At 40.4% G+C, this 11,329-nt stretch carries 13 protein-coding genes; 12 read left to right on the top strand and 1 reads right to left on the bottom strand.

Annotated features, from left to right (window positions below; all coding sequences use genetic code 11):
* The 12 genes from LKD48_RS15740 to lpdD all read left to right on the top strand — a co-directional run.
* Positions 1-445: hypothetical protein (locus LKD48_RS15740; RefSeq protein ID WP_308732573.1), on the top strand; the 445-nt coding region annotated here is incomplete at its 5' end.
* A gap of 553 nt (positions 446-998) precedes the next feature.
* The gene (locus tag LKD48_RS15735) at positions 999-1,349 is read left to right on the top strand and encodes a hypothetical protein (RefSeq protein WP_308732572.1); all 351 of its coding nucleotides are present in this window, start codon (positions 999-1,001) and stop codon (positions 1,347-1,349) included.
* A 167-nt stretch (positions 1,350-1,516) separates the two neighbouring features.
* Positions 1,517-1,615 carry an SEC-C metal-binding domain-containing protein gene (locus LKD48_RS16685; protein ID WP_227094359.1) on the top strand — a complete coding sequence of 33 codons (99 nt, stop codon included), beginning with the start codon at positions 1,517-1,519 and terminating at the stop codon, positions 1,613-1,615.
* Between the two features lie 64 nt (positions 1,616-1,679).
* Positions 1,680-2,729 (top strand): virulence RhuM family protein, encoded by a 1,050-nt coding sequence (locus LKD48_RS15730; RefSeq protein ID WP_308732571.1) that lies wholly within the window; start codon positions 1,680-1,682, stop codon positions 2,727-2,729.
* Positions 2,730-3,015: 286 nt separating this feature from the next.
* Complete coding sequence (locus LKD48_RS15725) at positions 3,016-3,381, top strand: restriction endonuclease (protein WP_308732570.1); 366 nt, start codon at positions 3,016-3,018, stop codon at positions 3,379-3,381.
* Positions 3,382-3,428: 47 nt separating this feature from the next.
* Positions 3,429-3,707, top strand: coding sequence for a DUF7724 family protein (locus LKD48_RS15720; protein WP_308732569.1), 279 nt, complete (start codon positions 3,429-3,431; stop codon positions 3,705-3,707).
* 85 nt (positions 3,708-3,792) lie between these two features.
* Positions 3,793-4,818, top strand: coding sequence for a Gfo/Idh/MocA family protein (locus LKD48_RS15715; protein ID WP_308732568.1), 1,026 nt, complete (start codon positions 3,793-3,795; stop codon positions 4,816-4,818).
* Positions 4,815-5,639: a DUF5131 family protein gene (locus LKD48_RS15710; RefSeq protein ID WP_308732567.1), complete on the top strand. Its 825-nt coding sequence runs from the start codon at positions 4,815-4,817 to the stop codon at positions 5,637-5,639. Before LKD48_RS15715 ends, LKD48_RS15710 begins: the two co-directional genes overlap by 4 nt.
* Positions 5,640-6,367: 728 nt before the next feature.
* Positions 6,368-7,687 (top strand): glycoside hydrolase family 140 protein, encoded by a 1,320-nt coding sequence (locus LKD48_RS15705; protein ID WP_308732566.1) that lies wholly within the window; start codon positions 6,368-6,370, stop codon positions 7,685-7,687.
* A gap of 109 nt (positions 7,688-7,796) precedes the next feature.
* Positions 7,797-9,263 carry a UbiD family decarboxylase gene (locus LKD48_RS15700; protein WP_308732565.1) on the top strand — a complete coding sequence of 489 codons (1,467 nt, stop codon included), beginning with the start codon at positions 7,797-7,799 and terminating at the stop codon, positions 9,261-9,263.
* Positions 9,229-9,834, top strand: a complete 606-nt coding sequence (locus tag LKD48_RS15695) for a UbiX family flavin prenyltransferase (protein ID WP_308732564.1) — start codon at positions 9,229-9,231, stop codon at positions 9,832-9,834. The genes LKD48_RS15700 and LKD48_RS15695 overlap by 35 nt, the downstream gene beginning before the upstream one ends.
* Positions 9,835-9,861: 27 nt before the next feature.
* Positions 9,862-10,230 carry a prenylated flavin chaperone LpdD gene (gene lpdD, locus LKD48_RS15690; protein ID WP_118611996.1) on the top strand — a complete coding sequence of 123 codons (369 nt, stop codon included), beginning with the start codon at positions 9,862-9,864 and terminating at the stop codon, positions 10,228-10,230.
* 1 nt (position 10,231) lies between these two features.
* Here lpdD and LKD48_RS15685 read toward each other — a convergent pair whose 3' ends face one another.
* Positions 10,232-11,143 carry a LysR family transcriptional regulator gene (locus LKD48_RS15685; RefSeq protein ID WP_308732563.1) on the bottom strand — a complete coding sequence of 304 codons (912 nt, stop codon included), beginning with the start codon at positions 11,141-11,143 and terminating at the stop codon, positions 10,232-10,234.
* Positions 11,144-11,329: the final 186 nt, after the last annotated feature.

The following is an 11,329-nucleotide window of genomic DNA, read 5'->3' as shown; positions in this document are numbered from 1 at the left end:
TCCGATAATTGCAAAAAGTTTCTTGGCTTTCATCCCACGGTTAAAACCGTGGGCTTTCCCGCCCGACTTTTGTAAAATTGTTACCGATGAGAAAAGAACCGAAATCAAAAAATATTTTGCAGATCATCCGAATGATTGGGAACGCTTTTGCAATACGCCAGTGGTAATTCCACCAGCTGTCAGTTCAATATGGATGAATCTGTCAGCTGATCAAGAAGCAAAAGTATTGCAAATTTTAAAAGAACTTCCAATACGTTTCAGCAGAATAGAACTTGATCAACAGTTTGAACAGAGAGGCTTATTAAATGTGGTCACAAATCCACCAGCATCCCATATTTTATCACTTTGTTGTAATCCATGGGAAGTAGGTGCAAATGCTGACTTACTATATTTCTCGCCGGAGTTAAAGAGAGTAGAAATAAAAAATAGGATGACAGAGGAATAGTTTTGTGCTATAGTAGATTCAGGGTTTGGGAAGATTTGGCGTGTTAAATATGTCCAAATTGTAAACATGCATGAAAATGAGGATCTGTCAGAATATTCAGACAAATACCTGCAAAAACAGGCTCTGGAAACCGCATAAAACCTAGGTTTTTGAATGGGTACTGTAGAAATGAGTCATTAGCCCGAGAGGGCATTAAATGCGCAATACGATAATTAGCATTTAAACTAATTATGAATATGCGAAGGGATTGTAAATGCATGAGTTCACATTTTAAATTGGACGCAATTTTGTTGTTTTTTTATGTTTTGCATTGACAAACAATAGTTTTGTGGCATTATTATATTGGTAGTTAACTTGATTGAATGTTGATTTTTCTAAGAAAATAGATTGTCTATGTGATTCAGATTGATTTTGTTTATACTTTAGAGTATAATATTTTCAGCTTTTATGTCCTGCTGAGAGTGGATGCAATATAAGGGATGAAGTTGATTATGGAATACTTGTCTATTTCCAAAGATCCGGAACAGTAATAAGTCCTAAGGAGGCAGGTTTTATGGTTTTTAATACTTTTATAAAATGTCAGGTTTGCGGATGTATTACTAGAGTTCGTTTGCAAGTTGGCTGGCAAGAAGAACATCCGATAGAAGTAGCATGCGGTAAATGTGGAACCTCCTTGTCTGGTAGCGTGAAGATAGGGCAAGATCGTCCAGGGTTAAGTTTTTCTTTTGATAATGCTGATGAAGTTCAGGACGAAAATTCGGATTATATTAAACTCACAAAAGCATCAAGATATCATTTTTGCTTGGATTCTGAGGACTATACAGGCTTTTTGAAAATCCTCGTGAATGCGAAATTGAGAAATGCTATCGGTCATAATGATGTTGAATACAATTCCGTAGACTAGCTGATAACTTATATTCCTAATCCGAAAGATAGAACAAAAAAGAAAACAGAATATTTGCTTGAATTTGAAAATGAGGCAATGTGTATGTTTCAAGCTATATTGGGAGTCTCTGAATATTTGTATCGTCTGAGGGAACTTGAACTTATGCATGATGGAAAATTCCTATTATGGTTCAGGAAAGAGCAAATTGGCCGAAGAAGATAGGCCGCAATGAATTGTGTCCATGTGGAAGTGGAAAGAAGTATAAGCGTTGTCATGGGCGATGAGAGTATACAGAAATTCGTTCATTGTTTATTATAGAGTGATTTATCGAAGAAGGAGGCATCCTATATGAAAAAGAAAAAAGATGAAATAACCATCCGTTCCAGCGCAGCAGAATATCTAACTTATGTTGCCTCAGTTGGTGATCAGCAGGACAGTATTGAGATGCGCTATGAGGATGAGAATATATGGCTGACACAGAAGATGATGGCCACATTATATGACGTTGGTTTACCAACGATAAATGAACATATTAAAAAGATTTATGCAGATAGTGAATTAGAAGAGTCTGCAACTATTCGGAATTTCCGAATAGTTCAAACCGAAGGATCACGCCAGGTCACTCGTGATACGAAACATTATAATCTTCAAATGATTATTGCGGTTGGATTCAAGGTAAATAATGAACGAGCAGTGCAGTTTCGTAAATGGGCCAATGGTATCGTAAAGGACTACACCATCAAAGGCTGGGTTATGGATGACGAGCGCTTGAAAAATGGTGGTTCTGTGCTCACAACAGAATACTTTGATCGTTTGCTTGAGCAGATTCGTGAGATCCGTTTATCTGAGCGTAGATTCTATCAGAAGATAACGGATATCTATGCCACAGCTCTTGATTATGACCGCACGGCAAAAACGACAAAGCAGTTTTTTGCCAAGGTGCAGAATAAGATGCATTATGCAGTTCACGGACATACGGCAGCAGAGTTGATTTATGAGCGAGCAGATGCAGGTAAGCCACATATGGGATTAACTACATGGGCAGCAGCACCAGAAGGCAAGATTGTAAAAAGTGATGTGAGTGTTGCAAAAAATTATCTTTCTGATAAGGAAATGCGTTCATTACAGCATATTGTTTCAGCGTATTTAGATCTGGCAGAGGATCGTGCAGAACGTCACATTCCGATGACAATGGAGGACTGGGCAAAGCGTCTGGATCTATTCCTGATGGCGGATGACAGAGAAGTTCTTCTGGACGCAGGTAAGATTACGGCAGAGATTGCCAAGGCAAAAGCTGAGACTGAATTTGAAAAGTATCGAGTCATTCAGGACAGATTGTTTATGTCTGACTTTGATAAATACATGCTGGAATTGGAAGAGAATGCGAAGAAGCAATAGGGTCGATTCTCCCTTTCAATTCTGGATTTTCAGGCATAATAAGGTCGAGTGCATGAAAACCAGGCTATCAGTTAGGACGAAGTTTCGGGGGCAGGTCTGCCAGCTGCACACAGCTGGTCGGCCCTGACCCCAGTCTCGCCAAGAACTACTAGAGCCAGCTGCGTTCATCAATGATGAAAAAGCTACGGCAATTATTCAGCACATTACTTACAATGTTTTAGATGAGTGTTACGGCACGGAGGTCTTTACCGATCCGACTATTAAGGGTAGGTTAGGCATCAATGCAATGAAAGCAAAGAAGCATTTGTATGATCATGTTGTGTTTGATTCGACCAATGAACGCGACTTTGCTACTGAATTAGATATCAACACGGATGTGGCCGTATATGTGAAGCTACCGGATGGATTCTATATTTCAACTCCGGTAGGACATTATAACCCTGACTGGGCAATCGCTTTCTATGAGGGCAAAGTAAAGCATATCTATTTTGTGGCGGAAACGAAGGGTTCTATGTCTTCTATGCAGTTGCGTTTGATTGAGGAATCCAAGATTCATTGTGCAAGAGAACACTTTAAAGCGATCTCTAATGGCAATGTTGTTTACGATGTTGTGGACAGCTATAAATCATTGATGGATAAGATTATGAAGTAGCGCATTAGAGACAGTAACAAATGATAGTCAGAAATGGAGGTGAAAAAGTGAACACATGCGCCATTTTAAGGAGTCAAGGGAACTACACAATATTTCAATTTAATAATGAAGTGATTCGCTTTCGAACCTCTACTCGTTTGGAACGATACATAAAAGTAGTGGAGTGGGATCATGGTTATTTGGTTGTAATGGTAAAGTATAGCAGTGTAGGTGAGGTTGAGGAATATATTGACCTAATACCGATATTGGAGCGGCTGTATTATGATGTAGATCAATTTCTGAAGCCGATCAGGGAGGTTAAGATAGACTACTCGCCAGAAATTTAAGATGCGTATAAAAAAGAGAATAATCAGGTAATGAGAAATTAAATACGATAACAATTACTTAAGAGTTGATACTAGGAGGACCCTTATGAAAAAATTTCGTTTTGCCATTTTAGGAGCAGGTCATATTGCAAGACAGTTTTGTGATGCCGTATCGCGAATTGATGGATGCGAGGTATGTGCAGTTGCCAGTAAAAGTCTTGCGCGAGCAGAAAACTTTGCGAAGGAGAATGGTGTTGAAAGCTATTATGATGATTACGAGACACTATTGGAGAAGGAAAGACCAGATTGTGCCTATATTGCAGTGACACCAAATGATCATTATCGTTTGAGTGTGCTTTGCGTAAATCACAGCGTACCAGTTTTGTGTGAGAAAGCGATGTTTCAAAATTCAGAGGAAGCGAAGAATTTGTATGCGCTAGCGAGTGAGAAAAAGATTTTTATTATGGAAGCTTTGTGGAGTCGGTACCTTCCTGCTGTGCAACAGGTAAAAAGGTGGGTGGAACAAGAAAAGATCGGAAAGCCAACCGTTTTGCAGTGTAATATTGGCTTTTTGGCGCCAGATGAAAAAGAAAATCGGTATTTTAATCCAAAGTTGGGAGGTGGCGTGGCAAAGGATATTACGGTTTATGCATATGAAATCACGACATTTATTTTAAACCAAGTAATTCGAGATATATCCGTGTCTGCAACTTGGAGCGATACAGGTGTTGATGTCACAAATCATGTTTCAATTTGCTTTGACGATACGCTTGCTGATCTTTTGACGAGCTTTGTTGCACAGTTAGAGGAGCAGATGGTAATTTATGGCCGATTTGGAAAAATCGTTCTTCCCCATCCTCACTATGCATCAGAGGCATATTTGTATGGAAATGACGGGGAATTAAAAGAACATTTTGTAGATCAAGAAACGAAAAATGGTTTTATCTATGAGATTCAGGATGCAATTCGCTGTATTCAAGCTGGAAAATTGGAAAGTGATGTTGTGCCGTGGAAGGATACACTGGCATGCGCAAAGCTGTTTGATAAGATCAATGCGTCTTGCGATGAAAAAGCATTGAAAACGATCGAAGATATTGAAGCATTGCCAGATGGAACAAGAGCGGAATTATGAAAATGAATAGTTGGAATCCGTGGCATGGATGTAACAAATACAGTGAAGGCTGTGATCATTGTTATATGTATTACTTAGATGCGCAGAGGGATCAAGATGGAAGTTTGATATATAAAACTAAAACGAATTTTAATCTTCCCTTAAAGAAAACACGTCAGGGAATCTACAAAATACCGTCTGGAACAATGCTACATGTATGCATGACGTCTGATTTTTTTCTGGAAGAGGCAGATGTCTGGCGTGATGAAATATGGGATATGATTCGGATTCGTTCGGATGTTTCTTTTTGGATTCAGACCAAAAGAGCCAGGCGAATCCAGCAGTGTCTTCCATTCGATTGGAATGATGGCTGGGAGAATGTAATACTTTGTGTCACGACGGAAAATCAAAAAAGAGCCGATGAAAGATTGCCGATATTGCTTGATATTCCTGCAAAACACAAGGCTTTTATGATTGCACCGATTTTGTCTGAAGTGCATGTTGAATCTTATCTTGCAACAAAGCAATTTGAACAAGTTCTTTGTGACGGAGAAAACTATGACGGAAATCGTCCCTGTCGATATGAGTGGGTAAAATCGCTACATGATCAGTGTGAAAAGGAAAATATTCGATTTGATTTTATCGGAACAGGCAATGTATTTGTCAAAGATGGAAAAGTTTATCGAATACCGAAAGCATACCAAAGTGTACAGGCAAAGCGTTCTGGTTTGTCGTATCCGTCTGGAGAGACTGATGTTCCAATACAGCCGCGATGCAAAACTTGCAAAAGAAGATACAGTTGTAATGGATGCCATTGGTGTGGAAAATGTATCGTAGGGTAGAAGGATAGTTTAGTGTCAATGGTGTGACTACCCAAACGCACCAAACTATCCAAAGTAAAGTCCCACCCCCATTAAATGATGAGACTCACTGTAAACTCTTCTTCAGCAATTTGCGCGATGAGCAGTAACTATATACGCAGGTGATAATCTCTGCGATCCAGAATGCATACCAGGCATAGCGAATACCGACTGTTTTTAGTAATAGAATGAGACATGGAATTAGCAGTACAAATTGGCGAATCGCTGAGCTAACCATATTGATGATACCATTTCCAAGTCCAGAGGCGAAGTAACCGCATAGGATTGTCGTAGCGGCAAATGCGAAGGAGATAGAAATAATTCGAAGAGCAGTAGCAGTGACAGCATCAAAGGAACTGCCATGGTGTATAGTAACGGGCGAATTGGCATAGTTGCCAGTTTATTTTGTCTGTTCATTTGACCTCCTGCGGCAAAAAATAAGCGTGAAATCTGTGAGGATAAGCTGTTTCCTCATGATTTCACGCTTTAAAAGCCGGCTTTGTTTTTTGATTTTGCGGTTATTATAATGGAAAAATTTGAAAAAAGCAAGCAGATTTTGGTTTTGCAATTGCCATCTCATTTACCGCAATACATGAATTGATTGTGGAAAGATTAGAAAATTACATATTTCTCTAAGAAAAATCAAATGACAAAAGAAAGTATCCATGGTACACTGAAACCAATAATATTTAGGAGGATTTAACTTTATCATGGAAACGATCACGACAAAATTTGACAACTTCGGCAATCTGTCAATCAGCGAAAACCGACGCTATTTAATGGAGGGAGATAAGCCATTTTTCTGGCTGGGTGATACGGCTTGGCTGATGCTTTTGAAATTAAATGAGGACGAAATTTATACGTATCTGAGAAACCGCAAGGAAAAAGGCTACAATGTGATTCAGACGGTACTAATTCAGTCTCCACAAGATGTAGAATCTTCTCTGGCTTCTGGAAGAAAAGATGTGACAAAATCAGAGTACTGGAATTTTGTTGATCAGATATTGGATATGGCAGAGCAGATGGGACTCTATATTGGTCTGCTTCCTGCCTGGGGATCTCTTGTTAAAGCAAATATATTAAATATGGAAACAATGCGTACCTATGCAAATTTCTTAGGAAAACGCTATCAGAATCGCAAAAATTTGATTTGGATCTTGGGAGGCGATGTGCGTGGTGATGTTGACTATGATGTATTCTGCTTGGAAGGTGAGATTTTGAAGTCGTATAATCCAGAGAGAATTGTCGCATATCATCCGTTTGGCCGTACTTCATCTTCTCTGTGGTTTCACAATGAGCCGTGGCTTGATATGAATCTGTTTCAGTCAGGACATAGAAGATACGATCAGGCTTCTCTTGGAGAGTGGGACGACAATGCAGAGCGTGAGACATTCTTTGGCGAGGACAATTGGAAATATGTTGATCGAGATCTTTCCTATGAGACTGTAAAACCAACTCTTGATGCAGAGCCTTCCTATGAGGGCATTCCGCAGGGCCTCCACAATCCGAGAAATCCATACTGGGAGGAGTGGGATGTTCGCCGCTATGCGTATTGGTCTGTGTTTGCCGGAGCGGCAGGTCATACCTATGGAAGCAACTCAATTATGCAGTTTTACGATGATTTCAATGAGCGGGGCGCTTATGGTGTGCGTGAGCTTTGGCAAGATGCAATGCACCATCCAGGCTGTACACAGCTTAAATATCTGAAAGATTTGATGGAGAGTGTGGATTTCATCAATGGAAAAGCCGATGACAGTCTGCTTTTGTTTGGTCAGAAGGAGCGCTACCATCGAATTTCTGTGTTTGCAGGCGAGGATTATATTCTCTGCTATGATTACATGGGAGATGAGTTTTTGTTGGATCTTCGACGCTTCCAAAATATGGCACTTGATGCATGGTGGATGGACCCTAGAAGCAATAGTCTTAGCTATATTACAACAATTAAGGGGCAAGAAAAATGGCTTGCCAGCCCAGTCGCAAGAAAAGAAAAGGCAAATGATTGGGTCTTGATCTTGAAGAAAGCAGATTAAGTCCGAACTGGAATCAAAAGTCTTCTCATTTCGAATTTTTTTATCCAAAGCCGCGAGGTATACTGAAGTGGCAGAGTGATAAAGAAATTTGAATGAGGAGATTTTTTTTATGGAAATAAATGATTTAAGATCAGCGATAGCAATGCTGAAGCAGGTGGATCATCAATTAATCGAGACTGATATTGAAGTGGATCCAAATGCAGAGCTTGCAGGTGTATATCGGCATGTCGGTGCAGGAGGAACGGTGATGCGCCCGACAACGATTGATGGACCGGCAATGCTGTTTCACAATATAAAAGGTCATACCGATGCAAGCGTGCTAATTGGTTTGCTTGCGAGTAGAAAGCGAGTAGCAGCCCTTTTAGGATGCCAGAAAGAGGAGTTAGGAAAGCTTCTGTGCAAAGCAGCATTAAATCCGATTGAGCCAGTTGTATCAAATAAAAAGGCTGCATGTCAGGAAGTCGTTCACAGAGCAACAGACCCTGACTTTGATTTATTTCAATTAATTCCAGCACCCACAAATACACCAGTTGATGCTGGACCGTATATTACTATGGGCATGTGCTATGCGACTCATCCAGATACTGGGTGTTCCGATGTGACGATTCATCGGTTATGTATTCAATCAAAGGATGAATTGTCGATTTTTTTGCAGCCGGGAAGCAGGCATATTGGTGTGATGGCAGAGCGAGCGACCCAGTTGAATCAGCCGTTGCCGATTTCGATTTCAATTGGAGTCGATCCAGCAATTGAGGTTGGATCTTGTTTCGAGCCACCGACAACTCCGCTTGGTTACAATGAGCTTTCCATTGCAGGTGCAATTCGAAGAGAACCTGTCGTATTAACGCCTTGTATTTCAATCAATGAACATGCAATAGCCAATGCAGAATATGTAATTGAAGGAGAAATACAGCCGAAAATTAAGGTGGTCGAAGATCAAAATACGCATACCGGATATGCGATGCCAGAGTTTCCAGGCTACAATGGTGTTGCAAGTCATGAGTGTTGGTTGATTAAGGTAAAAGCAGTCACCCATCGAAAAAATCCAATCATGCAGACAGTAATTGGACCGAGTGAAGAGCATGTCAATTTGGCAGGGATTCCAACAGAAGCCAGCATCTACAATATGATTGAGAAGGCATTGCCTGGGAAGGTGACAAATGTCTATGCCCATCCATCAGGCGGTGGAAAATATATGGCAATTCTTCAATGCAGAAAGACGGTTCATACAGATGAGGGAAAGCAAAGACAGGCAGCACTACTAGCATTTAGCGCATTTCCAGAATTGAAACATGTGATTCTTGTCGATGAGGATGTCGATATTTTTGATACAAGAGATGTCTTGTGGGCGATGAATACAAGATTTCAGGCAGATCGAGATTGTATCATGATTCCAGGTGTAAGGTGTCATCCGCTTGATCCAAGCTCAGATCCATTGTATAGCGCAAGCATTCTGGACAAAGGAATTAGCTGCAAGACAATTTTTGACTGTACCGTTCCGTTTGCTCTTAAGGAGAAATTTATTAGAGCAAAGTTTATGGATGTCGATAAAGAAAAATGGAAGGATTTTGTTTGAGCAGATGAAGACAAAAAGAATTTTGGTGGGAATTAGCGGTGCATCTGGCGCACCGATTGCAATTCAACTGCTAAAGCGATTAAAGGAAATGGAAACAGTTGAAACGCATCTGCTGTTAACGAGAGGGGCAGAGCTGACGATTTCTCAGGAGACCGCATATTCAGCTGAGCAGGTGAAGTCGCTTGCCGATGTATGTTATGACATAGGCGAGATTGGACAGTGTCCGGCATCCGGTAGCTTTCCTATGGATGCAATGATTGTTGTGCCGTGTTCAATGAAAACAGTGGCAGGAATTGTTTCGGGCTACAGTGATAATCTTTTATTGCGAGCTGCTGATGTGACGATAAAAGAAGCAAGACCTTTGATTCTTGTGCCAAGAGAGTCACCACTAAGCCCAATCCATTTGAGAAATTTACAGGAATTGAGTATAATGGGTGTTCGCATTGTTCCACCTATGATTAGCTTTTATCAAAATTACACGACGATAGAAGAGTGGACCAACAATTTTGTGGAGCGCCTATTGGAAGTGGTTGGATTAAAAAATGAAATGAAGTCATGGAGTGGTATGTAATTGGAAGATAAAGTAAAGGGGCAGATCATGAGAATGAATAGTTGGCAAAAAGAAGTAACTCTTTTAGGGAAAAAAGTACAGATTTTTATCTGTCAGACAGACTGTGGTGTGCAGCTGTTGATTGCTGGCGGTGATCGGTCTCATATTGGTTCTGTGAGCATTGCAGATGAACAATCGAATTTAGTTTCCCATGTATTTGATGGACACAGAGACAATGTCATCAGCGATCAGTGGGCAAAAGTGCTTTCTCAAAAATGGAAGGTTCCTGTAGTAGTGTCTGTCGGTATTCATTATGATTCCATTACACCGCAGGAGATTCAATTTGTAGTGGAGACAATGACACAGCTACTACATGAGATTGTGCAGGATACGCGTTTTTCACCTTGTGAATGTTGATTTAATTGGATTGAAAAAGTTTTGTGCTGCAGAAATCAACAAAAAGCTGAGCTGTTTTGGAGAGCGCTCGATCACTGCGGTAGCAGAGTGACAACTGCGACGAAATCACAGGAACAATTGGGATGGCACACCATGAAATGGCAGATTGTTGCGTGATATGCGCATCCATCAATAAGGCAACACAATTTTGGCTGACGACCATATCTAAGATTGAGTCGATTCGATGACTTGTAAAGACAATATTCGGCACAAAATTTGCATTTTGGCAGGCATCCATCGCAATTTGATACATCAAAGATCCTTCTTTAATGAGGCATAGGCGTTCATTTTTTAATTGTTGCAAAGAAACAGAGTGCAATGTGGCAAGTGGATGCGACGGTGGAACAATGGCAACCAGATTGTCTTGCATATAAGGAAGACGAATGATATGCTGATCGGTTATAAAATTTTTCTCAAAGATCATCTTTTCTTCGCGTTGAAAGATAAGCTCACATTTTTCATCTTCAAGATACTGCATTAAATTGACTGGATCATCCTCTGTGATGCGAATGGAAGTTTGCGGATAAGCCTTTTGAAAATCCGTCAGAAATTGTGTGATGTGGTATTGCGGCATGGAAGGAATCACACCAATCGTAAGCAAACCATTTTCAATATTTTGAAGTCGGCGGATCGCAGAAAGCCCTTCGAATTCAGAACGAATCACGGATTTTGCGTAGGGAAGAAAGATTCTTCCATAATTGGTCAGCTCAACCCTTCTTGTGGTTCGGGTAAAAAGAGAAATGCCAAGTTCTGATTCCAGATTTTTGATATGTTTTGAGAGAGTAGATTGGTTCATATAGAGCCGTTCAGATGCCTCCCAAAAGTTTTTGGTCTCTGCAAGGACGATGAATTCCTTTAAATTTTCTGTATTCATAAGTGCCCTCCCTTTTACAATTGATCCCTACGAAAACTTTCGTAAAAACACAAATACCTTTTGCCCCCAACTGATACCCACGAATTGCTCCGTTGCGATGCAACTCTCACAATTCTAAAAACATTCGGATTCGCTGATTTTCCTTGAAAATCGCTGCATCCTCATGTTTTTGCGGGTCCCAAGCTC

It is taken from the genome of Anthropogastromicrobium aceti, assembly GCF_020687335.1.
GTDB lineage: Bacteria > Bacillota > Clostridia > Lachnospirales > Lachnospiraceae > Anthropogastromicrobium > Anthropogastromicrobium aceti.
This window is presented reverse-complemented; position numbering and strand designations above follow the sequence as displayed.